Source organism: Deinococcus sp. LM3 (genome assembly GCF_002017875.1).
Classification (GTDB): Bacteria; Deinococcota; Deinococci; order Deinococcales; family Deinococcaceae; genus Deinococcus.
Window position 1 is genome coordinate 37,254 of record NZ_MUFV01000001.1, and the last position, 23,884, is coordinate 61,137.

The following is a 23,884-nucleotide window of genomic DNA, read 5'->3' on the forward strand; positions in this document are numbered from 1 at the left end:
GATGACCACCACCCATCTGGAAGGCCTGCTGCCTTTCGAGCACGAGCCGTACCACATCTTTCAGGACGAGGCGGTCGCCGCCCGCCAGCGCGACGCCTTCCGGGCCGTACGCGAGGCCTACGTGGGCCGCACCTTCCCGCTGATCGTCGCCGGACAGGACGCCCAGGGGAGCGGCACCTTCGCCGTGCGCAACCCCGCCGACACCCGCGAGACGCTGTGGCACTTTCATAACGCCACGCCTGCACAGCTGAACGAGGCCGTGGCCGCCGCGCAGGCCGCCTTCCTGGAGTGGCGCCGCACCGATCCGCTGCAACGCGCCAGCATCTTCAAGCGGGCCGCCGAGCTGCTGCGCGCACGCCGAATGGAATTCAACGCGGTCATGACGCTGGAGAACGGCAAGAACTGGGCCGAGGCCGACGGTGAGGTGGCCGAGTCGGTGGATCACTTCGAGGTCTTCGCGCGTGAAACGTTGCGCTGGTCGCAGGGCAAGGCCGTGTACCCCATGCTGGACGAGCACGTGACCACCGTGTACGAGCCGCTGGGTGTGGTGGCGTGCATCAGCCCGTGGAACTTCCCGAGCGCCATTCCGCTGGGCATGGCGCTGGGCGCGCTGGCCGCCGGGAATACGGTGCTGTGGAAACCCGCCGGGGAGACGCCGCTCTCGTCGTACCTGATGGTCGAACTGCTGTTCGAGGCAGGCCTGCCCCGGAACGCCGTGCAGTTCCTGACCGGCACGGACGACGTGCTGGGCGACCCGCTGGTGGACCATCCGGGCGTGCGGATGATCGCCTTCACCGGCAGCAAGGAGATCGGCTGCCGCATCTACGAGCGGGCCGCGCGGGTGCAGCCGGGCCAGCGGTGGCTCAAGCGCGTGATCGCCGAGATGGGCGGCAAGGACCCCACGGTCGTGTGCGCGGACGCGGACATCGAGGCCGCCGCGACCGGCATCGTGCAGGCGGCGTTCGGGTACAGCGGCCAGAAGTGCAGCGCCTGCTCCCGCGTGATCGCCGAGGACAGCGTGTACGACGACCTGCTGGCCCGCGTGACCGAGAAGACCCGCGCCCTGAAGGTCGGTCTGCCCGAGGAGAACGCCGCCATCGGCCCGGTCATCCACCAGGGCAGCGCCGACCGCATCGCGCAGTTTGTCGAGGCGGGCCGCACGAGCGCGCGGCTGGTGCTGGGCGGCGACACGCCCGACACCGGGGACCGGGTGGGCGGCTACGTCTCCCCCACCCTGTTCGCGGACGTGGACCCGGCCGATCCGCTGTTCCAGCAGGAGATCTTCGGGCCGGTCCTGACCTTCACCCGCGCCCGCGACTGGGAACACGCCATAGAACTGGCGAACGACTCCGAGTACGGCCTGACCGCCGCGTTCTACTCGCGCGACCCGCACAAGATCGCGGTGGCCCGCCGCGACATGCACGTGGGGAACCTGTACATCAACCGCAAGTGCACGGGCGCCCTGAGCGGCACGCACGCCTTCGGCGGGTACGGCATGAGCGGCACGAACGCCAAGGTCGGCGGCCCCGACTACCTGTTCTGGTTCCTGCAGACCAAGACGGTGGCGCAGCGGTACTGACGGGGGCGTGGACGGCGCGGCCCGGGCGTCAGGCCCGCGCCAGCCACTCCCGCGCGGCCTCCACGGTCGGCGTGACGCGCACCAGGGCGTGCCCGGTGTGCTCGCGGGCAAGTTCCACGAAGCGCTCGCCGTGGCGCGCCGGGTCCGGGACGACCAGGGCCAGCGGCAGGCGGTGATTGGTGAACGTCTGGAACAGTTCGCCCAGCAGGCCGCTGCGCAGGTTCAGGAACGCCGGGTCCAGGTCCGCCTCCTGCACGATCAGGCCGTCCAGGGAATATGCGGCGCCCAGTGCCTCGCGGATTGCCCCGGCGTCCGGCAGGCTCAGGCCCAGTTCGCTCAGGGTCCGGACCCCGCCGATCTGCTGTTCATGATGATTCTCCGGCATTCCCGTGACCTCCGCCCCACGAATTTTTCTGGAACACTGGCCCCATGACTGATCCTAACCGCACTGAACGAACCCAGATGGCCTTCGCGCGCCTGCTGCCCAAACTGTTCCGGGGTGGGCAGGCCTTCGTGGGCGTCGAGGCGTCCCTGAGCAGCCTGGACGCCGACACGGCCACCACCCGCCCGGCGGGCCTGCCGCACTCGGTGGCGGAACTCGTGGCGCACATCAACTGGTGGAACCGCTGGATGCTGGACATCATCGAGATGGGCGAGGCGCAACCCTACCCGAAGCACGCCGCCGACACCTGGCCCACCGTGAGCAGCGAGGACTGGCCGCGCGTGAAGAACGAATTCTACGAGCTGCTGGCCCGCATCGACCCGCACGCCGCCCGCCCGGACCTGGCGAACCCCGTGAACCACGAGGAAACCATCGGGGAACTGCTGGCCGACATGGCCCTGCACACCGCGCACCACTTCGGGCAGGTCGTGACGGTCCGGCAGGCCCTGAACGCCTGGCCGCCCGCCGGTGGGGGCGACACGTGGTAAGCACGGCCCCCCAACCTCCGGCGCAGAACGGAGCGCGTCCGACCCGTTCATAAACCGCCCCCCGCTCTCCTCCCACTCTCTCTTTGCGCACAAGGAATCCTGCCCATGTCGAACGTGTTCTACCGCAGCCGCAAGTCGTACCCGACCGCCGTTTCTGCCCACGGGGTGTTCATTCAGGACGATCAGGGCCGCTCGTACCTGGACGGGTCGTCCGGGGCGCTCGTGGCGAACGTGGGGCACGGGCGGGGCGAGGTGGCGCAGGCCATGGCGGAGCAGGCGGCGCGGCTGGCGTTCGTGCACGGCTCGCAGTTCTCCAGTGACGTGCTCGAAACGTACGCCTCGCGGCTGGCCGGGTTCCTGAACCTGCCCGGCTACCGCTTCTGGGCGGTGTCGGGCGGGTCCGAGGCGAACGAGAGTGCCATCAAGCTGGCGCGGCAGTACCACGTCGAGCGGGGCGAGCCGGGACGCTTCCGGGTGGTCACGCGGGTGCCCAGCTACCACGGCGCGAGCCTGGGCGCGCTGGCCGCGTCGGGCATGGGCGCGCGGCGCGAGGTGTACGCCCCGCTGATGCGCCCCGACGCGTGGCCGAAACTGCCGAAACCCGACCCATCCCTGAGCGGCGAGGCCGACGCCGAGCGCCTGCGGGCGCTGCTGGAGGAGGTCGGGCCGGAGTCGGTCGCGGCGTTCATGTGCGAGCCGGTGGTGGGCGCGTCGGACGCGGCGCTCGCCCCGAACGCCGGGTATCACGCCCACATCGCGGCGATCTGCCGGGAGTACGGCGTGCTGTTCATCGCGGACGAGGTCATGAGCGGCATGGGCCGCTGCGGGGAGCCGCTCTGCGTGCGTCTGCACGACCCGCAGGTCACGCCGGACCTCGTGGTGCTCGGCAAGGGTCTGGCCGCCGGGTACGCGCCCCTGGCGGGCGTGATGGCCTCGGGGGCGGTGTACGACACGGTCATGAACGGCAGCGGCGCGTTCAAGCACGGCTTCACGTACGCCGGGCATCCCGTCAGCGTGGCGGCGGGCCTGAGCGTGCTGGACATCGTGGGGCGCGAGGAACTGGTGCGGGCCGCGCAGGAACGTGGCGCGCAACTGCTGGGCGGCCTGCGTGCCCTGCAGGGTCACCACCCCGGCGTGCTGGACGTGCGCGGGCACGGGCTGCTGCTGGGCGTGATCCTGGGCGACCCCGCCACCGGGCAGGCGCACGCGACCCCCGGCGTGGCCGAGCGGGTCGCCGCCGCCGCCCGCGACGCCGGGCTGCTCACGTACCCCGGCAGCGGCGCGCTCGACGGCGTGCGCGGCGACCACCTGCTGCTGGGGCCGCCGCTGAGCATCACGCCGGGCGAGGTCACGCTGCTGCTGGAGCGGCTGGACACGGCACTGGCACGCGGGTTGTGAGGCAGCGGTACCTGTAAAACGGATTCCGTCTGCTTCGTTGACAAATCGGGAAAGCACCGATTGACCAACTCCGCTCCCGGAACCCGCCTCCACTCCTACTCTGCGGGGCAGCTCTGCGAGTCGCATCCGCTCGGATGGAACGGTTTTTGCGAACCATTCCATCGGAGTCCGTCTTACCCGTCGCTGGGCGTGCGTTTCTTGGGTTTGCTGGCGGCGAACGCGGCGAGGCGGGCCGTGACCTGCGGGGGCGTGCGGGTCAGCAGGTCGCGGGCGTTCGGGTGGGTCTGCACGAAGGCCTCCACCCGGTCGAACATGGTGTCGAACACGTCCTGCGGCATGTCCAGCGCGGGGGTCAGGCGCACGGTGCGTTTGCTGCTGAGGCTGAGGTTCGCCATGACGCCCGCGCCGTGCAGTTCGCGCAACGCGAGGATGGCGGTCGCCTCGAACACCAGTTCCTTGAGGGCGCCGGGCAGGGGCACGCCGACCATCGGCTGGAATTGCAGGGCGAACAGCATGCCCTGGCCGCGCACCGCCTGAAGCAGTTTCGGGAAGCGCGCCTGGAGAGCCTGGAGGCGCGCGAGGCCCTGTTCGCCCAGGCGGGCGCTGCGGGCGGGCAGGTCGTTCTCGATGAGGTACTCGAGGCTTTTCATGCCGACGGCCATGGCGAGGGCGCCGCCGCCGAAGGTGTTGCTGTGGCGTTTGCTGCTCAGGCCGCCCAGCATTTTCTTGTAGATGGGCGCGCGGACGATGGTGGCGCCCACGGCGGTCATGCCGCCGCCCAGGGGTTTGGCGAGCGTGATGATGTCGGCGTCCAGGCCCTGCGCGGCCGATTCGAACCAGTGGCCGGTGCGGCCCAGGCCGGTCTGGATCTCGTCGGCGATGACGGTGATGCCGTGCTGGCGGCACAGTTCCCCGACGCCGCGCAGGAATCCGGCGGGCGGGATGTTCACGCCCCCCTCGCCCTGGATGGGTTCCACGACCACGCAGCCGACGTTGTCGGGGCCGACGCGGCGGATCAGGCTGCGCAGGGCGTCCAGGTCGCCGTAGGGGCTGGTCAGCGCGCCGGGCACGAGGGGCCGGAAGATGTCCTGGTACTCGGGGTTCGGCGTGAGGCTCAGGCTGCCGAGCGTCTTGCCGTGGTACCCGCTGGCAAACGAGATCTGGAATTTCGCTTTTGGCCTCCAGGCCCTGGCGAATTTCAGGGCGCCCTCGATGGCCTCGGTGCCGCTGGAGCAGAAGAACACCTGACTGTCCGCGTGGCTGGGCAGTTCGCGGGCCAGCAGCCGCACGAGGTTCGCTTCCAGTGCCGCGCGCCACGGGCCGGTGCTCTGCTGCGGGAGGCCCATGGCGCGGTTTTCCCGCAGGAACGCCTGCATGAACTCGGTGATGGCGGGCGGCATCTCCCCGAAGGGCGTGGCGGCGTACCCGCTGGCGTTGATGCGGCGCACGCCCCGCTCGTCCTCCAGTTCCCAGGGCGTGACGCGGCTGAACGGCCCGGCGAGGCCGAGCACATCCAGGCCGTACAGGAGTTCCTCGTTGCCGTACGCGAGTTCCAGGCGGCGGACGTCCGCGCCGCTCAGGCGCCCTTCGAGCACGTCGCTGGTCGTGATGAAACCGGGGGGCAGAGCTGACATGGCAAGCAGTCTAGCCGCAGCGCGTGAGACACGCGGAGCGCAGGCACAGGCGCAGGGGTAGAGGCAGACGGGTGGGCCGGGGTCATACGGACTGCCGTTTGTTTCGCCGACAATCCGGAACTTCACCGGATTGCCGGTTCCACGTCCGGAACCCGCCCCGCTCCCACTCGCTTCGCTCGGACCCAGCGGGCTTTGCAGCCCATTCAATCGGAGTCCGTATCAGGGGCCGCGCAGGGCTTCCTGCAACGCGGGCACGCCGCCGGGGTACGCGTCGGCGTCCAGGCCGTCGGCGCGCAGGTAGCGGGCGGCCAGGGCGCTGCGTACGCCGCGTTCGCACACGACCAGCAGCGGCCCCAGGTCGCGGGTCAGGCCGTGCGCGCCGTTCTCGATGTCGTCCAGACTGACGACGCGCACGGTCTGGGCGGTCAGGTCGGTCAGGAGCGGACAGCGCAGCGGTTCGGGGCGCAGGTCGATCAGGGTCACGCCGTCAGGGAGGGGCGCGGGCCGGGAGTCGGGCGGGGTCATGCGGGCAGCATAGGGGGCGCGGGGCGCGCGTCAGCGGCGGCGGGCACATTCCCGGCCCGGCGCTCCGCTATGCTGACCCGCATGGAAGACATCACTGTGCAGGAAGGGCAGAGCCGCGTGCAGGCCGGCGCGCTGCTGGTCGACGTTCGCGAGCCGAACGAGTTCGCGGAAGTGCACGCCGAGGGCGCCACCCTGATTCCCCTGAGCGAGTTCGAGGCGCGCTTCTCGGAACTCCCCAAGGACCGTGAACTGGTCATGATCTGCCGCAGCGGCGCCCGCAGCGCCCGCGCCGGCGAGTACCTGAAAGCGCAGGGGTACTCGCAGGTCGTGAACGTGGCCGGCGGCACGCTCGCCTGGGTCGAGGCGGGCCTGCCCACCGGGAGCGCGCAGTGAGCGCCGAGGGAGTCACGCTGCCCACCGAGGAGCAGGTGCTCGAAGCCCTGAAGATCGTCAAGGACCCGGAAATCCCGGTGAACGTGGTGGACCTGGGCCTGATCTACGGCGTGGATATCGCCGAGGGCGGCCTGATCGACATCACCATGACCCTGACCAGCGTGGGCTGCCCCGTGCAGGACCTGATCCGCGCGGACGCCGAGATGGCGGTCGGCCGCCTGGACGGCGTGTCCGAGGTGAACGTGGAGTTCGTGTGGACGCCGCCGTGGGGTCCGGACAAGATGACCGAGGACGGCAAACGCCAGATGCGGATGTTCGGCTTCAACGTCTGATCCTCGGATGGAATGGTTTGCAAAAACCATTCCATCCGAGCGAAGCCAGAAGGAGCGAAGCGGGTTCCGGACGTGGAGTTGACAACCCGGCGCCCTTCCGGGTTGTCAGCGAAACAGACGGAATCCGTATGATTCTGGCCTTCTAGGACGCTAAACAGCAGGCAGCCCCCGACTTCTGTTGTCGGGGGCTGTCCATGTGGGATTCCGGGGTGGTCAACTGCGGTTGCGGGCCATGCCCAGGACGTTCAGGAACTGCGCGAGGGCCATGGCGAATCCGGCGACGTATGTCAGGGCGGCGGCGGTCAGGACGGCCTGCGCGCCCTTCTGGCCTTCGGGACTGCCGGTCAGGTTGCCTGCTTCCAGATACGCGAGGGCGCGGCGGCTGGCGTCGAATTCGACGGGTAGCGTGACGAGGTGGAACAGCAGCGCCGCGCCGAACAGGATCACGCCGACCCAGATCAGGCCCGTGACTTGCAGGACGATGCCGGCCATCAGCAGCCACGGCGCGAGGTTCATGCCGAGGCTCAGGGGTACGGCGAGCCGGCCGCGCAGCAACAGGGCGGGCATGCGGACCTTGTCCTGAATGGCGTGCCCGACCTCGTGCGCGGCGACGGCCATGGCGCTCACGCTGGGCACGCCGTACACGCCCTGGCTGAGGTTCACGGTCTTGCGGATGGGGTCGTAGTGGTCACTCAGGTTGCCGGGCACGGCGTTCACGGGGACATGGCCCAGACCGTTGGCGTCCAGCATCAGGCGGGCCACGTCGGCGCCCGTCAGGTTGCGGGGGTTACGAACCTGACTCCAGCGGTTGTACGTGCGGGTCAGGTAGCCCTGAATCAGCATGGACGCCACGAACACGAGCAGGATCAGTGGGGTGTAGGGACCCAGGAATTCCATGAGGCGTTCCTCCTGACCTCAATCTAGGTGAGGGGCGCCCAGACGCCGTGAGAGGCCACTGACGGGACGTTGAGGTCCGGCGTGCCGGGCGGGAGGGATTCAGTGCGGCGCGGGCGGGGCGGGAATGGCGCGCACCGTGAATTTCACGGCGGTGCGTTCTTCCTGGGGGGTTTCCAGCTTCACGAATTCCGGCTGGGCCACCAGATCGAGCTGGTCGCCGGTGAGGTAACCGCGGGCGATGGCCAGCGCCTTGACCGCCTGGTTCACGGCGGCCGGGCCGATGGCCTGCATTTCCACCTGCCCCTGTGAGCGCAGCAGCGCAGCGATGGCACCAGCGATGGCGTTGGGACGTGAAGTGCCGGAGACACGCAGGGTTTCCAAGATGGGACTCTCCTCTCTGAAGCTCAAAGCCCCTTCATTCTATGTTCATCAAATTGGTCAATACAATTCCCCCGGTAAGCGGTGGCCGTTGCCCCCGGTGGGGGCTTTCACCCACGCATCTCCTGATACGGACTCCGATTGAACGGCCTTGTAAGCCGTTCAATTCGAGCGGATGCGAGTGGGAAACAAACGGAACCCCTATGACCTCCCGGCCCCTGCCCGCTCTTTTCTGTTGTGCGGCGGGGCGGTTCCATCAACGCACGGGGCAGGCGGCGGGAGCAGAGGCTCCCGCCGCCTGCCCCCCTTCAGCTCTCTTACGGTGCGCTCAGCGGCGCGCGGCCAGCAGTTCCTCCAGGCGGGCCACGTAGCCTTCCAGGGTGCGGAAGGTGGCCTGCACGGGCGCGGGACTCAGCATGTCCACGCCAGCCTCACGCAGCGCGTCGATGGGGTCCTGGCTGCCGCCTGAGCGCAGGAACCGCAGGTAGTTCTCGCGGGCGGCGTCCGGGTCGCCTGCGAAGGTCTCCAGGAGCTGGTGCGCGGCGCTGATGCCGGTCGCGTACTGGTACGCGTAGAAGTTCGCGTACAGGTGGGTGCTGAACTGCGCCCACAGGCTGCCGCTGCGTTCGCGGTCCATGGTCACGCCGTCGCCGTAGCCCTGGGCGAGCAGGTCGGCGGTCAGGGTGTTCAGGTCCGGGGCGCTCAGGGTGCCGCCCGCCTCGACGCGGCGGTACGCTTCGAGTTCGAAGGCCGCCAGGGTCGGCATGATGAAGAAGTACCGGTGGAAGTTCGACAGGGCCTCCTCGATGATCTGCACCTCGAAGGTGGTGTCGCCGCTCTCGCGGGCCTGTTTCAGCAGGTGGGCGCGCACCATCGCCTGATCGAAGTTGCTGGCGACCTCCGCGTGGAACAGCGTGTAGCGCGGCACCGAGTACGGGTGCTCGCGCATGGACAGCAGCGAGTGCATGGAGTGCCCGATCTCGTGCGCCAGGGTGCTGTAGCTGTTCATGGTGCCGTTCCAGGTCATGAAGATGAACGGTTTGACGCGCCCGCCGCCGTTGCTGTAAGCGCCCTGGCGTTTGCCGTCGTTCTCCGCGTAGTCCACCCAGCGTTCGGTGGTCAGGCCGGCGCGCATGTCGGTCACGTACGCCTCGCCCAGCGGGGCCATGCCCTGGCAGATCCAGTCCACGGCCTGCCCGTAGCTGACCTGACGCGGCTCGACGAGCGCGGCCTTCACGTCGTACTCGCGCAGTTCGTTCAGGCCCAGCCACTCGCGCCGCACCCGCCAGTAGCGGTGCCAGACCGGGGTGTTGGCGCGGTACGTGTCGAGCAGGGTGGTGACCACGTCGGTCGGGATGCGGTCGGGGGCCAGGGACGCCGTGATCGCGTCCGGGTAGCGGCGGGCGCGGGCCAGGAACACGCTCTGGCGGATGTTCGTGGCGTACATGGCGGCCTGCGAGTGCTGCGCGGCGAGGTGCGCGTCGGCGTAGTTCTCCCAGGCCTCGCGGCGCACCTCGCGGTCCGGGTGGGAGGTCAGGCGGTCCACGTTCCCCTGGGTGATCTTCTCGCCGCCCGCCGTACCGAAGCGCAGGTCCATGTTCGCCAGGGTGGGGTGAATGCCGCGTTCGGACGCGAAGGGGGCCTGCACCGCGCCCAGCAGTTCCTCGACCTCGGCACTGCGGACGTGCGGTTTGCCGCGCAGGATGCGTTCCAGCCGCACGCGCTGATCTGCGAAGTCCGGGCGGTCCAGCCAGCCGCGCACCGTCGCCTCGTCCAGCGCGAGGAGTTCCGGGCGGTAGAAGGCGGTCACGCTGCCGTAGCGGGCGCCCAGGCCACTGGCGCGGTCGCGGCGCGCGGCGGCTACGGCGTCCCGGCCGTCCACGCTGGCGGTCATGCCCGCGTACGACATGAAGCGCGTCAGGCGCAGTTCGACCTCGTCGGCCGCCGCGAGGTACGCCAGCAGGCCCTCCGGGGTGCCGAGGCGTCCGGCATGGGCGGCCAGGGCGTCCACGCCGGCCATCAGTCCTGCCTCGTCGGCCTCCCAGGCGTCGGGCGTGGCGTACAGGGCCTCGATGTCCCAGGTCTGCTCACGGGGAACGTCCTGCCGGCGCGGCAGCTCCTTGATCGATTCAGGGGTCATGCCGGAGGCTAGCACCTCCTCACGGTCCACGCCGGCGCAGCGGGCTTACAGTGGTCCGGATGAACGGACGGACCACTCCATGACCACCCCCACGACCGCCGCCGCCGCCGCCGGGCCCGGCAGCCTGGGCGCCATGCTGCGCCTCCCGCACGCCGCCGGACTGGCCCTGAGCGTCTTCCTGCTGGGCTTCGGGCTGTCGCTGGCCATCCCGTACCTGACGCTGTACGCCGTGAACCGCGCGGGCATGACCCCGCTGCAACTCGGGGTGTTCCTCACCGTGAACGCCGTGTCGGCCGTGCTGGTCGCCACGCTGCTGGGCCGCTGGAGCGACCGGCTGCCCAACCGCAAACCCATCCTGCTGCTCACCCTGGCCGCCGGGACCGCCGCGTACGCCCTGATCGCCGTCACCCCGAACTTCGCGGGCCTGCTGCTGATCGGGTCGCTGCTGCTGTCGCTGGGGGCCGCCGCGTTCCCGCAGGTGTTCTCGTTCGCGCGGGCCAGCCTGAACGACACGCCGGGCGAACTCGCCGACCGCGCCATGACCCTGCTGCGCAGCGTGTTCAGCCTGTCGTGGGTGGTCGGCCCCGGCCTGGGCGCGCTGCTGCTGGGCGAAAGCCGCTACCACGCCGTGTTCCTGGCGGCCGCCGCCTGCTTCGCGCTGGCCGCCGCGCCCCTGATCCGCGTGCCGGGCCGCCGCCCGCAACCGAGTCCCGGTTCGGCGCCGGTCACCGCGCCGCCCCCCATCCCGCGCGCCGTGATCGCGTGGGGCGCGGCCGCGTTCGTGCTGTACGGCATGAGCATGCACATGGGCATGGCGATGTTCCCGCTGTTCGTCACCGACACCCTGGGCGGCACGGCGGGCGAGGTGGGCCTGCTGGTGGGCCTGTGCGCCCTGCTGGAAATCCCGGTGATGCTGGCGCTGGTCACGTGGCGCCGCCTGCCCGGCGTGCCTGTCCTGATCGCCGCCGGGATGGGCCTGTTCGTGCTGCACTTCGGGCTGGTCGTGCTGGCCGGCGGGATGGGCGCCCTGATCGCCGCGCAGGTCGTCCGGGCGGTCGTCCTGGCGATCCTGGCGGGCCTGGGCATGACCTACTTCCAGACCCTGATGCCCGGCCGCTTCAGCGCCGCCACCACCCTGTACGCCAACACGTCCAGCGTCGGCGCGATGCTCAGCGGCATCACGTCCGGCGCGGTCGCGCAGACCTTCGGGTACCGCAGCGTGTTCATCCTGTGCGCCGCCCTGTCCCTGGTCGCCTGGGGCGTGATGGCCCTCAACAACCGCCGCACGACGCACGCCTGAACGCAGGGCCAAGAGGCGGGCTTCCAGAGAATCACTTCCCGGAAGCCCGCCTCTTGGCCCTGCCCTGCCGTGGGCCTGCCCGTTCTGTGGGTCCGGCTCAGCCCTTGTGGCAACCGTCCGCAATGCTGGCGGCCAGCGCGCCCACGTCCTGACCGTTGCGCACGGCGTTGATGAACGCGCTGCCGACGACCACGCCGTCCGCGACCTGCGCGACCTGATGGGCGGTCTGGGCGTCGTTCACGCCGAAGCCCACGGCGACCGGCACGCGCGCGTACTGGCGGGCCAGGGCCAGCATGGCGGGCACCTCACCCAGCGCCGAGCCCTCGCGGGCGCCGGTCACGCCGGTCACGCTGACCGCGTACAGGAAGCCCGTGCAGGCCTCCGCGACCAGTTTCACGCGCTCCGGGGTGCTGGTCGGGGCGATCAGGAAGGTCACGGCAATGCCGTGCTGGGCGGCCAGGTCCGCGATTTCCAGGTCCTGGTCGGGTGGCAGGTCCGGGAGGATCAGGCCGTCCACCCCGGCCTCCTGGGCCAGCCGCATGAACTCGCGCGGCCCGACGGCGTAGATGGGGTTCACGTAGGTCATGATCACGATGGGCGTGTCGTGCCGGGCGCGCAGGTCCCGCACCAGCCGCAGGGTGTGGCGGGTGCTGGTGCCGCCGCCCAGCGCCTGCTCGCTGGCCCGCTGGATGGTGGGACCGTCGCCCAGGGGGTCGCTGTATGGAATGCCGACCTCAAGGATGTCGGCGCGTTCCAGCAGGGCGTCGGCGACGGCGGGGAAACCCTCGGCGGTGGGGTAGCCGGCCGTCATGAAGGGAATGAAGGCCGCGCGGCCCGCCTGAGCGGCGCGGGCGAAGGCGGCGTGCAGGCGCGCAGCGCCGGGAGTGGTGGCTGTGGTGGGGGTGGTCGGGGTGGGGGCGCTCATGCCTGGACCTCCGGGCGGGCGTGCAGGGTGCCGGGCGTGCTGCTCTGACCGGCGGGCAGGGAGAGCAGGCGCATGACCTCGGCCACGTCCTTGTCGCCGCGGCCCGAGAGGTTCACGACGATCGTCTGGTCGGGGCGCATGGTGCGCGCGAGTTCCACGGCGTGGTGCAGGGCGTGCGCGGTTTCCAGCGCGGGAATGATGCCCTCCAGGCGGGTGCACAGTTGCAGGGCGTCCATGGCCTGCGCGTCCGTGACCGGCACGTACTCGGCCACACCCGTCTCGGAGTACAGGCAGTGTTCCGGGCCGATGCCGGGGTAGTCCAGGCCGGCGCTGATGGAGTGCGGCGGGACGATCTGGCCCTCGTCGTCGTTCAGCAGGTACATCATCGCGCCGTGCAGGACGCCCACGCGGCCGCCCGCGACGCTCGCGGCGTGCCGGCCGGAATCCACGCCCTCACCGGCCGCCTCGGTGCCGATCAGGCGGGGGCGCTGCTCTTCCGGGAGGTACGCGAACGGCGCGAAGATGCCGATGGCGTTGCTGCCGCCGCCCACGCAGGCGACGATGGCGTCCGGAACGGGGCGGCCCTCCAGCGCCTGGTGCTGCACCTTGACCTCCTCGCCGATCACGCTCTGGAAGTCGCGGACCATGGCCGGGTACGGGTGCGGCCCGACGACGCTGCCCAGGATGTAGAAGGTGTCGCGGACGTTCGTGACCCAGTCGCGGATGGCCTCGTTGGTGGCGTCTTTCAGGGTGCTGGTGCCGCTGGTGACGGCGCGGACCTCGGCGCCCAGGAGTTTCATGCGGAACACGTTCAGTTCCTGGCGGCGGATGTCCTCGGCGCCCATGTACACCACGCAGTCCAGGCCCAGCAGGGCGGCGGCGGTGGCGCTGGCGACGCCGTGCTGTCCGGCGCCGGTCTCGGCGACGACGCGCTGCTTGCCCATGCGCTTGGCCAGCAGGGCCTGCGCGAGGCAGTTGTTGATCTTGTGCGCGCCGGTGTAGTTCTGGTCCTCGCGCTTCAGGTAGATCTTCGCGCCGCCAGCGTGGGCCGTGAGGCGCTCGGCGAGGTACAGGCCGCTGGGTCGGCCCACGAAGTCGCGCAGCAGCCGGTCGAGTTCGTTCAGGTACGCGGGGTCCACCTTGGCGGCGGCGTAGGCACGTTCGAGTTCGTCGAGGGCGGGAATGAGCGTTTCGGGCACGTACCGCCCGCCGAAGCGACCGAAGCGGCCACGTCCGTCGGGTTGCGGGTAGGTGGGGAGTGTCAGGGACATGGACGCAGGGTAGAACTGCCAGTCCGAACGGCCGTTAGGCAAACTTAGACAACTCGTCTAAGTTTGGGCATTTCGGGCTGTTTTCGTCTGAGGAGGCTGGACAGTAAGAAGGGCTCCGATTGACAGGCCTGCCAGTCCCGCCCGGTCCGCGCGGCTACGACTGGCAGCGCGACGGAATCCATCACGGACCGGCGATTCAGGCCAGCCGTGTTCCGGCCAGTGCCGCGCGCCACAGCGGCAGCAGGTCCGCCACCTCCACCTCGTCCGGCACCGGCCAGCCCAGACTGCGGGCCAGCTGCGCCCGCACTCCTGCCGCGTTCTCCCCCGCCTCGCGCAGCGCCGACACGGGCGGCGCACCCCCGCGCTTGGCCAGCCGCTCGCCCCGGTAGTCGGTCATCAGCGGCACGTGCAGGTAGCGGGGCGTCGGGAGGCCCAGCGCCGCCTGCAACGCCACCTGCCGGGGCGTGGCGGTCCACAGGTCCGCGCCGCGCAGCACGTCGGTCACGCCGGCCGCCGCGTCGTCCACGACCACCGCGAGGTGGTAGGCGTAGACGCCGTCGTTGCGGCGCAGCACCAGATCACCCACGTCCGCGCGCAGGTCCTGGCAGAGCGTCTGCCCGGTCAGCCGGTCATGGGCGCACACCCGCGCGTCCGGCACGCGCCAGCGCAGCGCCGCCGGGCGGTCCGGGTGCCGCGCGCCGGGGTCGCGGCAGGTGCCGGGGTACACCGGCTCGGCGCCGTGCGGCGCTCCGGCGCTGTCCTGCACGGCGGCCTGCACCTCGCGCCGGGTGCAGGTGCAGGGGTAGGTGTCCAGGCGCGCGGCGGCCTCGCGGTAGCGGTCGAGTTGCCGGGACTGCACGCTCTCGGCGTCCCAGTCCAGGCCCAGCCACTCCAGGTCGCGGCGGATCAGGTCGTAGGCCCAGGGGCGCACCCGCCCGGTGTCCAGGTCCTCGAAGCGCAGCAGGTGCCGTCCGCCGGGCGCGCGGGAGTGCAGCCACGCCAGCAGCGCCGTGCGGGCGTTGCCCAGGTGCATGGCCCCGGTGGGACTCGGCGCGTAACGGCCCACCGGCACCCCGCGGCCCCCCTCAAGCCCTGGCTCCGTGTTCATCCGGGCCACCCTAGCGCAGGTCGTCCCACACGGCCAGCACGACCGACACGATCAGGGTCGCCAGCCCCAGGAAGGTCACGAAACGCCCCAGCGGGTCGGCGAGGTTCAGGGCGTTCGCCTGCGGGTTCCAGCCGCCCAGCAGCTGCCACCAGTCGTGCGTGTCCGGGTCGCCCGTGATCAGGTCCAGCTGCCGCAGCGGCGCGTCCCGGATGTACGCTGCCACGCCCGCCAGCGAGTGCGCCAGCCACAGGCCCACCACGCCCGCCGCGAAACGGTCGCCGCGCCACAGGAACGCGGCGGCGCAGGCCAGCGGGACGGCCACCTGCCCCAGACTGCCGCCCAGCAGCATGATGGTCTCACCGGCCCAGATCAGCAGCACGTGCCCGGCCTCGTGGAACACCAGATTCACGCCGCCCAGCAGGTCGCCGCGCAGCGGGTCCAGGAGGCCCGGCACGGTCAGCCACAGCGCCAGCAGCAGCCCGGCGGCCCGTCCCCAGCGCGCGGCGGACGCCGGCACGTTCAGGCGCGTTCGCGCAGCCAGCGCAGCAGCAGGTCCTCCACGAGTTCGCTGACGCTCTCGCCGCCCTCGGCCTTCACCTGCCGCCACACGGCGCGCACGGTCTCCTTGCGCACGTACACGGCCTCGACCCGTTCAGCCGTCTCGCCCTTCTGGCGGCCGTCGGGTTCCGGCGTGATCTTGGGAGACCGCTCCCGCTTGCCGTCCTTGCCCTTGCGGCCCTTGCCCGTCCTGGCGCGGCCCTCGAGGTAATCGAAGCGGCCCACGTCAGCGCCCCCCGCACGCGCCGGTCACAGGACCTCGCGGGCCAGCGCCAGAATGTCGTTCCAGGCGGCCTCGGCGCGCGGGTCACGCACCTCGCCCGCCAGGATGCCCAGTTCGGCGGCCTTCTGGTACGCCGCGTAGTGCCGCACCATGGCGTTGCAGACGGTCACGCCGTCCTCGCGCAGGTCCTCGCGGGCCTCCTCGGCGGCGCGGCCGACCGGGGGCACGCGGGTCAGGACCACGCGGGTCTTGCGGGCGGCGTCCTCGCCGGACAGGAAGTCCAGCAGTTCGCGGGTGGCTTCCAGTTCCAGCGGGGACACGCCGCTGGGCACCAGGATCAGGTCGGTGCGTTCCGCCAGCTGCCGCAGGTCCCGGCGGCGCGGGCGGCCCTCGGTATCCAGGATGATCAGGTCGAAGCCGGCCAGCCGTTTGGGTTTCACGTCCCCGGCGTCCATCACCGGGAACGGCAGCCCGCCGGTCCGGGCGGCCCAGCGCAGGGAACTGCCGACCCGGCCGTCCTCGTCGATCAGCAGCACCGACTGGCCGGCCGCGTGCGCCGCCCCGGCGAGGTGAACGGCCAGGGTGCTCTTTCCCACGCCGCCCTTCTCGGATGTAATGGCCACCACCTTTGTCATGCGTCCGAGCGTAGCAGACGCCCCGGCCGGGCCGTGTCAGGGCGCCGTTCCCGCGCTCCCCCCTGTTCGTCAAGCGCGCCGCGCGACATGCTGTGGTCCGTGATCACGCCTGAACAGCTCAACGAGATGGAATGCGCCGGGGTGTACTGGACCGCCCGCGCCCTTCAGGAGCAGGGCAGCCGCTTCTACCGCGCGCTGGGCGCGGCGCTGGAGGCCGCCGACGCCAGCAACCGACGCCTGATCTACCGGACCTGGCCGGACGCCCTGTGGGACTTCTACCGGCGCGGGCAGCGGCTGGCCGCGCAGGAACACGGCGGGCCGCAAGGCAGTGGGCCGGGCGGCGAATAGGGAGGGCGGCACACCCGCTCCGGGCGGCCGCCCGTACACTGCCGGGCATGACCCACCCGGACGCGCCCGCCCCCGCCACCCCCCGCCCCACGCTGCTGGCCGTGTTCGCCCACCCGGACGACGAGGCCTTCAGCGTGGGCGGCACCCTGACGCACTACGCCCGCCTGGGCGTGAACGTGATCCTGGCCTGCGCCACGCGCGGCGAGGCGGGCAAGATCACGGTGCCCGGCATGACCGTGGACGACCTGGGCGCGCAGCGCGAACAGGAACTGCGCGAGGCCTGCCGCGCCCTGGAGATCCCGGACCCCGTGTTCCTGGATTACCACGATTCCGGCCGGTACGAGCGCACCCGGCACGACGACCCGAAGGCCATGATGAACGTGAACCCGCTGGACGTGGAGGTCCGGTTGCGTGACCTGATCGCGCGGGTGCAGCCGCAGGTGCTGCTGACCTTTGACCCGCACGGCGGGTACGGGCACGTGGATCACCTGCAGATTCACCGGGCGACGAGCGCGGCGTTCTTCAGTACCGGGCACCTGCCGTACGGTGGCCCGCAGCGGTTGTTCTTCACGGCCATGAGCGTCGAGTCGGCGGCCGGTATCGCGCGGATGGGGCAGGATCTCGATCCGCTGGTGTACGGCGTGTCGGAGGGTACGTTCGCGGTCAGCATGGACGTCTCGGCGTACGCGGAGAACAAACGTGCGGCGCTGGCAGCCCACGGCACGCAGATGGGCGCCGAGAGCCTGCTGGGCCGCATGACCCCCGAGGAGCGGCAGGCCATGGAGGAGCGCCTGAACCACGAGCACTTCAGCCTGGGCGGCACGCGCGCCCCGGTAAGGTCGTACCCGCTGCGCGGCCTGTTCGACGGCCTGGAGGGTTTCGGCACGCTGGACGCCTGATCGCGGACTGCCCTGCGGGGTCAGGCGCGCAGCGCTGCTAGGAGCGTGAAGCCGGGAACCCGGTGTCCTTCCGGGTGGAGGGCGAAACGGCAGTCCGGATCGGTCCCGAAAACCGCTGCCCTCCCCTGTCCTGACGGGCGTGATGAGCATGGCCCGCCCCGCCGCTCCTGCGCTGCGCGGCGGGTTTCTGCTGCCGTATTTCAGGGCGTCCGGCGCGGGTTCAGGGTGATCAGTGGCGGGTCAGCCACAAGCGTTAAGAAGTTCACAAGGAAAGTCCCATCCACTCTCTCCGGGCCCGTGTTTAGCGATTGGGACTTATGGGGCATAGACAACGCCGGAATTCCGTATACTCTGTTCAAGCAAACCCACTTTTCATCTCTGGAGGAACACCCATGAAGAAGATCCTGACCATTGCCCTTGCCCTGAGCGCCAGCGTCGCCAGCGCCCAGACCCTCCGCGTCGGCCTCGCGTACGACGCCGGCGGTAAATTCGACAAGAGCTTCAACCAGAGCGCCTACGAGGGCAGCCAGCGCGCCGTGAAGGCCCTGGGCGTCCAGGCCAAGGACTTCGAACCCAGCGATCCCAGCCAGTCCGTGCAAGGCATCCGCTCGTTTGCCAACGAGGGCTTCGACCTGACCATCGGCGTGGGCTTCGCCAACAACGCCAGCATCAGCCAGGTCGCCAAGGAGAACCCCGACCTCGCCTTCGGCCTGATCGACGACATCTCCGCCGAGAAGAACGTCGCCAGCCTGGTCTTCCAGGAAGAGCAGGGCAGCTACCTCGTCGGCTACCTCGCCGCGCTGAACTCCTCGACCGGCGTGCTGGGCTTCGTGGGCGGCATGGACATTCCCCTGATCCACAAGTTCGAGGCGGGCTACACGGCCGGCGCCAAGGCCGCCAACCCAAAGGTGAAGGTCATCGCGCAGTACGTCGGCACCACCCCTGACGCCTGGAACAACCCCGGCAAGGCCAAGGAAATCGCCGGCAGCATGCGCTCCAAGGGCGCCGACATCATCTTCGCGGCCGCCGGCGGCAGCGGCAACGGCGTGATCGACTACATCAAGCAGACCCAGTGCCTCAAGGCCGGCAACCTGCCCAGCGGCGTGAAGTTCAACACGAACAACTTCGCCAAGGTCGCCAAGAGCGCCGCCTACACCAAGGCCTGCGCCGGCAACACCCGCCCCATGTTCTTCATCGGTGTGGACAGCAACCAGAACTACCTGGGCGACTTCGACAAGAACCCCGCCACCATGAACCACGGCCTGACCAGCATGCTCAAGCGCGTCGACAACGCCGTCTACGCCCTGATCAAGGACGTCAAGGAGAACAAGTTCAAGGCCGGCGAGCGTCGCTTCGGTCTGAAGGAAGGCGGCGTGGGCTACGCGGTCGACCAGTACAACAAGAACCTGATCACCAGCGCGCAGGTGCAGAAGGTCGAGGCCGTCAAGGCCAAGATCATCAGCGGCGCCATCAAGGTTCCCACCAAGTAATCCACGCACACACGCGGGCGGCCTCCTCCGGGAAGGCCGCCCTTCTTCTGGCAACAGACAGAGGCGCGATCCAGGGAACAATGCTCCCGGACCGCGCCTCTGTTCTGAACTGTGGGGATCGCTCAGCGGTTGGTGCCACTTCCTGTGGGGCGCAGGGGCTGGCCGGTCTCGTCGACGACGTTGACGGTGCTGAAGCTGCCGGGCACGCGCACGATGGCCCAGGGGCTGGTGATGGCCTGCGTGGTGAACGATCCGGCGGCCGGAGCCCTGACCTGAACGGCGACAGTCAGGGTGCCGCCGCTGACGCTGGCGCCCGTGACTTTCACGCTGTACCCGCCGGTGGCGCGCTGGCCCAGGAACACGCCCACCAGGGTCGAGCCGTTCAGGGCGGCGGGGGTGGGCACGCCGGTCTGGCGACCGTAGGCGGCGGCGTACAGGGCGCGGGCCTCGGCGTCGGTGCGGGCGGTCTGGACACTCAGGCCGGTGACGGTGGCCTGGGATCCGGCGGCGATCTCGGTGAAGGTCACGGCGGCTCCTGGGAGGCTCACGGCGGGCGGGGTACCCGTGCCGGGCAGGGTGGGTCGGGCGGGCGTGCCGGGCGTGGGGGTCACGGCGGTCTGGGTGGTGACGTTCGGCAGGACGTACAGGCCGGTGCGCTGGTACTCGCCGGGCGCGGGTTCCACGGTCAGGGGCGCGTCGGGGATGCTGGCGCTGTCCAGGACGCCCACGGCGAGCGGTCCCTGGCCCAGCAGGGCGTTGCCCAGCGCGGTCGCCTCGGCGCTGCTGAGCTGACCGGCGCCGCTCAGGCCGTCGCTGCGGGTGCCGGTCACGACGCCGCTGGTGCCGTTCAGTTTCGTCCAGGTCTGCCCGTCCGTGAAGTACACGGCGCTCAGGGCCGCGCCGGGCAGCGGGGTGACGTTGAACGTGCCGTCGGTGCGGCGCGTGACACTGAGCTTCTGGGTGGTGGCGGTGGTGGGTGCGCGGAAGGTGGCCTTGCCGTTCACGCTGAGGGTGCCTTCCAGGGCCAGTGGGTCGTTCACCTGGGCGCGCAGGTCGGCGGTGGCCGCGCCGAGTTTCACGCTGCTCTGAGCGCTGCCCTGCGCCAGGGTGCCGTACACCCACACGATGCGTTCCTGGGTGCCGCCGTACAGCAGGGCCTCGTGGACGCGCAGGTTGCTGGGGCCGGTCATGGTGCAGGCACTCAGGAGGCTGACGCCGAGGATCGCGGCAGCGGGTAGCGTCTTGCGGGGAGTACGGGTCATGCTGCCCAGCTTAGGCAGCGGGCCTGACGCTCAACTGAAGGTCACCTTTACCAAAAGCACACCAAGTCATACGGACTCCGATTGAATGGGCTGCAAAGCCCGTTGAATCCGAGCGAAGCGAGTGGGAGCAAAACGGGTTCCGGACGTGAAGCCGGCAATCCGGTGAAGTTCCGGATTGTTGGCGAAACAAACGGAATCCGTATCACACAGGCACACCAAGCCGGGCGCGTCCGGCCGGTCAGCGGGCGGAACTGGCGGGCTCGGGGGCGGCGGGGTCCGTACCGGCAGCATCTGCGCTGGCGTGGGCGGGGCCGAGCAGTTCGCGGGCGTGCCGCAGCGCCGCCTCGCTGGTGTTGCCGCTGAGCATCCGGGCGATCTCGTGCAGGCGCTCCTCGGGGGGCAGCAGGCGCACGCGGCTGACGGTGCGGCCGTCCTCGACGCTCTTCTCGACCTTGTAGTGATGGTCGGCCTGCGCGGCGATCTGCGCGAGGTGCGTGACCACGAACACCTGCCGGGCCTGCGCGAGGTGCCGCAGCTGCGCCGCGACCGCCAGGGCCGCGCCGCCGCCGATGCCCGCATCGACCTCGTCGAACACCACGGCGGGCGTGTCGGCGCCCAGCACCGTGCTGATGGCCAGCATCACGCGGGACAGTTCGCCGCCCGAGGCGACGTCCGCCAGCGGCGCGAGGTCCTCGCCGGGGTTCGCAGTGAAGTGCAGGGTCACGTCGCTCAGGCCGTGCGCACCGGGTTCGGTCAGGGCGTGCAGGCGGAATTCCAGGCGGGCGTGCGGCATGCCCAGCTGCCGGATGACGGCCACCAGTTCGGCGGCCAGCGGCGCGGCGCGGTCCTGGCGGGCGGTGTCGAGGGCCGCCCCGGCGCGCAGCAGGTCGGCGTGCAGGGCGGCCACGTCGGCGTCCAGGGTGCCGGCATCCTGCTCGTCGCGGGTCAGGGCGGCGAGTTCCTGCTCGACCTGCGCCTGGAAGGTCAGCACGTCCTCCAGCGCCGGGCCGTACTTGGCGCGCAGTTTGCCCAGCGCGCCCAGGCGGGCCTCGACCCGCGCGAGTTCCTCGGGGTCCGGCGCCTGATCCTCGGCCACGGCGCGCAGTTCCCCGGTGACGGCCTGCACGCTGTCGAGCGCCTCGCGCAGTTCGCGTTGCAGTTGCGCGGTCGTCTCGTCGTAGCGGGCGCTGACGTTCAGGGACCGCACCGCCTCGGCCAGGAAGCCCAGGGCGTTCTCATCGCCGTCGCTGAGGAGTGTGATGGCCCCGGCGGCTCCTTGCGCGATGCTTTCCAGGTTCGCCAGTCGGTTCAGGTCGGCCTGGAGGGGTTCCTCCTCGCCGGGCGTGGGGTTCACCTCGGTGATCTCGGCTGCCTGGAATTGCAGCAGGTCCAGCTGCCGGGCGCGCTCGCGTTCGCTGGCGCGCAGGGCCTCCAGGCGGGCGCGGGCGTCCGTCCAGGCGCGGTACGCGGCCGTGTACGCACCCAGTTCGGCGGGCAGCTGGCGGTCCAGCAGGGCGCGCTGGTTGGCCGGGCCGAGCAGGCTGACGGCGCTGTGCTGCCAGTGGATGGTCAGGCGGCGCTGCGCCCAGTCCTGCAACTCGCGCAGCGTGACGACCTCGCCGTCCAGCCGGGCAGTGCTGCGGCCCTGGCTGGTCACGCGTCGGCTGGCGACATCGTCGTTCCAGAAGCCGGTCACAAGCAGGTCGTCCTCGCCCGTGCGGATCAGGTCGGTGTTGCTGCGCGATCCCAGCAGCAGGCCCAGGGCGTCCACGATAATGCTCTTGCCCGCGCCGGTCTCGCCGGTAAAGACGCTGAGGCCTGCGCCGAAGTGCAGGTCCAGCATCTGGATGGTCGCGAGGTTCCGGACTTCCAGCCGGGTCAGGGGCGGCCCGGCGTCCGCGGCCAGCGCGGGGGCAACCGGGAGCGGCGCGGTCTGGGTGGTCTCGTCGCGTGGGCGGGCCTTTCGGATCACGCCGGCCAGTCTAGCGTCTGCCCCGCCGGGCAAGCGGGGCGAACGGCAGGTTTCAGGGTTGGCTGGGGATCAGGATGGGCGCGCAGATGTCTGGCGGGGGCGCTGAACATGAAATCCTCATTACATTGCCCCCACGTTCGGCTGCGGGTGCGGGGAGAGAATGCGGGCAACCGGTTCACTCCGGGCAGGTCGCGGGCTCAAGGTGGGCCGGGCCACCCACTCACGCGGGTGAATTTCAAAGGAGCAAGTCATGAGTAACGAAATGAACGGCGGCGTCAGCAAACGCAGCCTGCTGCTGCTGGGTGGCCTCGCGGCCCTGGCACTGAACAAGGACACCCGCCGCGCCCTGGTGCAGGGCAGCCGCACCGCCTGGACGGACGCCCAGGCCACGCTGGAAGACACTGTGAAGCCCACCCTGGCGCAGGGCCTGACCCAGGGGCTGGCGCAGGCGCAGGAGCTCTCGCAGGGGCTGGCCCACGAGGCCGCCCGCCGGGGTCACAGCGCCGCGCAACTGATCCGTGAGGAAGGCGTGCCCCGCGCGTCCAGCCTGCTGAGCAGCATGCTGGACGAGGTCGTCACTGTCGCTGGCGGGCTGGCGGGCACGGCAGGCGAACTGGCCGGAACCGCGCAGGAGCGGGCCGGCGCGCTGGCTGGCGGCCTGGCCGACACCACGCAGGCCGTGACGAAACAGGGCCGTCAGCAGGCTGGGCGTCTGCTGAGTGCCGCGCAGCACAGCGCCGGGGATACCCTGGTGGGCGCCCAGGGGGCCGGGAAGGAACTGCTGGCCACCGTGCACGACCGCGTGAGCAGCACCCTGCACGAGGTGGCCGACGGCGCGCAGACCCGTCAGCGCCGCATGGACCGCACCCTGAAACAGGCGCGACGCGACGCGGAACGTGAACTGGCCGCCGGTCGCAGGGCCCTGAGCCCCGCGAAACTTCAGAAGGCTGTCGACCGAAAGGTGGCCCCGCTTCAGAAGGAGCTGGCCCGCGAACTGAAAGTGCTGGAGAAGCAGACGCGCCGGGCGCGCCGGGATGACCGCAGCGGCGGCCCCGCCGGTAGCCTGACCGCCCTGGCCCTGATCGGGACCGGCGCGGTGGTGCTGGCCCGCGTACCGGCGGCCCGCCAGGGCATCCTGAGCGCCGTGGAGGGCGTGAGCCCCGAGGCGGCGCAGTCGCTGCGTCAGGCGGGCCGCAACGCCCGGAACCTGATCGGTACGGCGTGGCTGGAGCGCATCGAGGAGAACAAGGCGACCCCGGCTCCCGGCGCGGCGCAGGCCACGCAGGCCGCCACGACCGGCAGCAGCGCGGGCGGCGCGGTCGCCCCGGACGCTCCGGCAGCGGCGCGCACGGCGGCCGAGTCCGGCAAGCCTGCGGGCGATACCAAACCCACCAACTGATTGACCTACTGAGCTCCCCTCCGGTCTGCACGGCCGGGGACTGGGGGCGGCAGTGGCAGGAGGCACCCCGGTCCGGGGCTCGCCTCCTGCTTTCTTTGGTACGGGGCTGTCCGGGTGGGCTGGACCTGTCATGTGCGTGGTGGGACCGGGCTGGTCGTAACGGCGCTGTAAGTCGGGGGTGGATGCTGGTGGCAGGAGGCAGGCGGCCGGTGCGCTGTCCGGCGCGCTCGGACATTAGTGTGTGTTGTTCCCCCAGGCGTGACACCCGAAAGGTTTGACTGGAACCGT

At 70.7% G+C, this 23,884-nt stretch carries 24 protein-coding genes; 10 read left to right on the top strand and 14 right to left on the bottom strand.

The features are described 5' to 3' along the window. The first annotated feature begins 1 nt into the window (after position 1). Positions 2–1,579 carry an L-glutamate gamma-semialdehyde dehydrogenase gene (locus tag BXU09_RS00200; protein ID WP_078299386.1) on the top strand — a complete coding sequence of 526 codons (1,578 nt, stop codon included), beginning with the start codon at positions 2–4 and terminating at the stop codon, positions 1,577–1,579. A gap of 28 nt (positions 1,580–1,607) precedes the next feature. Here BXU09_RS00200 and BXU09_RS00205 read toward each other — a convergent pair whose 3' ends face one another. Continuing rightward, positions 1,608–1,964: a DUF4180 domain-containing protein gene (locus BXU09_RS00205; protein ID WP_078299388.1), complete on the bottom strand. Its 357-nt coding sequence runs from the start codon at positions 1,962–1,964 to the stop codon at positions 1,608–1,610. A 44-nt stretch (positions 1,965–2,008) separates the two neighbouring features. On the opposite strand from BXU09_RS00205, the gene BXU09_RS00210 reads away from it, so the two are divergent. Together BXU09_RS00210 and BXU09_RS00215 are read left to right on the top strand one after the other, a co-directional pair. Then, positions 2,009–2,509, top strand: a complete 501-nt coding sequence (locus BXU09_RS00210; protein ID WP_078299390.1) for a DinB family protein — start codon at positions 2,009–2,011, stop codon at positions 2,507–2,509. A 105-nt stretch (positions 2,510–2,614) separates the two neighbouring features. Continuing rightward, complete coding sequence (locus BXU09_RS00215; protein WP_078299394.1) at positions 2,615–3,907, top strand: aminotransferase class III-fold pyridoxal phosphate-dependent enzyme; 1,293 nt, start codon at positions 2,615–2,617, stop codon at positions 3,905–3,907. 173 nt (positions 3,908–4,080) lie between these two features. Here the strand turns inward: BXU09_RS00215 and BXU09_RS00220 are convergent, their stop codons facing one another. Further along, positions 4,081–5,541: an aminotransferase class III-fold pyridoxal phosphate-dependent enzyme gene (locus tag BXU09_RS00220; protein WP_078299396.1), complete on the bottom strand. Its 1,461-nt coding sequence runs from the start codon at positions 5,539–5,541 to the stop codon at positions 4,081–4,083. A 219-nt stretch (positions 5,542–5,760) separates the two neighbouring features. Then, entirely contained in the window at positions 5,761–6,066 is a 306-nt protein-coding gene (locus BXU09_RS00225; RefSeq protein WP_078299400.1) for a rhodanese-like domain-containing protein, read from the bottom strand. An 81-nt stretch (positions 6,067–6,147) separates the two neighbouring features. Here BXU09_RS00225 and BXU09_RS00230 point away from each other — a divergent pair, with 81 nt between their 5' ends. Further along, a complete protein-coding gene (locus BXU09_RS00230) occupies positions 6,148–6,459 on the top strand; it encodes a rhodanese-like domain-containing protein (RefSeq protein ID WP_055363477.1) in 312 nt (103 codons plus the stop codon). Then, complete coding sequence (locus tag BXU09_RS00235; protein ID WP_055363478.1) at positions 6,456–6,791, top strand: metal-sulfur cluster assembly factor; 336 nt, start codon at positions 6,456–6,458, stop codon at positions 6,789–6,791. The genes BXU09_RS00230 and BXU09_RS00235 overlap by 4 nt, the downstream gene beginning before the upstream one ends. Positions 6,792–7,004: 213 nt before the next feature. Here the strand turns inward: BXU09_RS00235 and BXU09_RS00240 are convergent, their stop codons facing one another. The 3 genes from BXU09_RS00240 to pepF form a co-directional block, all read right to left on the bottom strand. Continuing rightward, complete coding sequence (locus BXU09_RS00240; RefSeq protein WP_078299407.1) at positions 7,005–7,688, bottom strand: zinc metallopeptidase; 684 nt, start codon at positions 7,686–7,688, stop codon at positions 7,005–7,007. Positions 7,689–7,787: 99 nt separating this feature from the next. Beyond that, positions 7,788–8,069, bottom strand: coding sequence for a stage V sporulation protein S (locus BXU09_RS00245; RefSeq protein ID WP_078299411.1), 282 nt, complete (start codon positions 8,067–8,069; stop codon positions 7,788–7,790). A gap of 325 nt (positions 8,070–8,394) precedes the next feature. Beyond that, positions 8,395–10,206: an oligoendopeptidase F gene (pepF, locus tag BXU09_RS00250; protein ID WP_078299415.1), complete on the bottom strand. Its 1,812-nt coding sequence runs from the start codon at positions 10,204–10,206 to the stop codon at positions 8,395–8,397. Between the two features lie 79 nt (positions 10,207–10,285). On the opposite strand from pepF, the gene BXU09_RS00255 reads away from it, so the two are divergent. Then, complete coding sequence (locus tag BXU09_RS00255; RefSeq protein ID WP_078299419.1) at positions 10,286–11,506, top strand: sugar efflux transporter; 1,221 nt, start codon at positions 10,286–10,288, stop codon at positions 11,504–11,506. A gap of 97 nt (positions 11,507–11,603) precedes the next feature. Here BXU09_RS00255 and trpA read toward each other — a convergent pair whose 3' ends face one another. The 6 genes from trpA to BXU09_RS00285 all read right to left on the bottom strand — a co-directional run bounded on the left by trpA (position 11,604) and on the right by BXU09_RS00285 (position 16,226). Continuing rightward, the gene (gene trpA / locus BXU09_RS00260; protein ID WP_078299422.1) at positions 11,604–12,431 is read right to left on the bottom strand and encodes a tryptophan synthase subunit alpha; all 828 of its coding nucleotides are present in this window, start codon (positions 12,429–12,431) and stop codon (positions 11,604–11,606) included. Continuing rightward, positions 12,428–13,702 (bottom strand): tryptophan synthase subunit beta, encoded by a 1,275-nt coding sequence (trpB, locus tag BXU09_RS00265; RefSeq protein ID WP_078299425.1) that lies wholly within the window; start codon positions 13,700–13,702, stop codon positions 12,428–12,430. Before trpB ends, trpA begins: the two co-directional genes overlap by 4 nt. 196 nt (positions 13,703–13,898) lie before the next feature. Then, positions 13,899–14,810 (bottom strand): tRNA glutamyl-Q(34) synthetase GluQRS, encoded by a 912-nt coding sequence (gluQRS, locus tag BXU09_RS00270; protein WP_078304457.1) that lies wholly within the window; start codon positions 14,808–14,810, stop codon positions 13,899–13,901. A 10-nt stretch (positions 14,811–14,820) separates the two neighbouring features. Further along, the gene (locus BXU09_RS00275; RefSeq protein WP_078299428.1) at positions 14,821–15,327 is read right to left on the bottom strand and encodes a hypothetical protein; all 507 of its coding nucleotides are present in this window, start codon (positions 15,325–15,327) and stop codon (positions 14,821–14,823) included. 2 nt (positions 15,328–15,329) lie between these two features. Next, complete coding sequence (locus BXU09_RS00280) at positions 15,330–15,593, bottom strand: hypothetical protein (RefSeq protein ID WP_078299432.1); 264 nt, start codon at positions 15,591–15,593, stop codon at positions 15,330–15,332. 24 nt (positions 15,594–15,617) lie between these two features. Further along, entirely contained in the window at positions 15,618–16,226 is a 609-nt protein-coding gene (locus BXU09_RS00285) for a ParA family protein (protein ID WP_078299435.1), read from the bottom strand. 87 nt (positions 16,227–16,313) lie between these two features. On the opposite strand from BXU09_RS00285, the gene BXU09_RS00290 reads away from it, so the two are divergent. The 3 genes from BXU09_RS00290 to BXU09_RS00300 all read left to right on the top strand — a co-directional run bounded on the left by BXU09_RS00290 (position 16,314) and on the right by BXU09_RS00300 (position 18,963). After that, positions 16,314–16,574 (top strand): hypothetical protein, encoded by a 261-nt coding sequence (locus BXU09_RS00290; RefSeq protein ID WP_078299438.1) that lies wholly within the window; start codon positions 16,314–16,316, stop codon positions 16,572–16,574. 47 nt (positions 16,575–16,621) lie between these two features. Further along, a complete protein-coding gene (locus BXU09_RS00295) occupies positions 16,622–17,473 on the top strand; it encodes a PIG-L deacetylase family protein (RefSeq protein ID WP_078299439.1) in 852 nt (283 codons plus the stop codon). 392 nt (positions 17,474–17,865) lie between these two features. Then, entirely contained in the window at positions 17,866–18,963 is a 1,098-nt protein-coding gene (locus tag BXU09_RS00300) for a BMP family ABC transporter substrate-binding protein (RefSeq protein WP_078299441.1), read from the top strand. Positions 18,964–19,085: 122 nt separating this feature from the next. On the opposite strand, the gene BXU09_RS00305 is transcribed toward BXU09_RS00300, so the two are convergent. Both BXU09_RS00305 and BXU09_RS00310 read right to left on the bottom strand, forming a co-directional pair. Continuing rightward, positions 19,086–20,225, bottom strand: coding sequence for a protease complex subunit PrcB family protein (locus BXU09_RS00305; RefSeq protein ID WP_144011906.1), 1,140 nt, complete (start codon positions 20,223–20,225; stop codon positions 19,086–19,088). A gap of 238 nt (positions 20,226–20,463) precedes the next feature. Next, on the bottom strand, positions 20,464–22,197 hold the full coding sequence (locus BXU09_RS00310; protein WP_078299445.1) for a DNA repair protein RecN: 1,734 nt from the start codon (positions 22,195–22,197) through the stop codon (positions 20,464–20,466). A gap of 250 nt (positions 22,198–22,447) precedes the next feature. On the opposite strand from BXU09_RS00310, the gene BXU09_RS00315 reads away from it, so the two are divergent. Further along, a complete protein-coding gene (locus BXU09_RS00315) occupies positions 22,448–23,596 on the top strand; it encodes an alginate biosynthesis protein AlgP (RefSeq protein WP_144011907.1) in 1,149 nt (382 codons plus the stop codon). Positions 23,597–23,884: the final 288 nt, after the last annotated feature.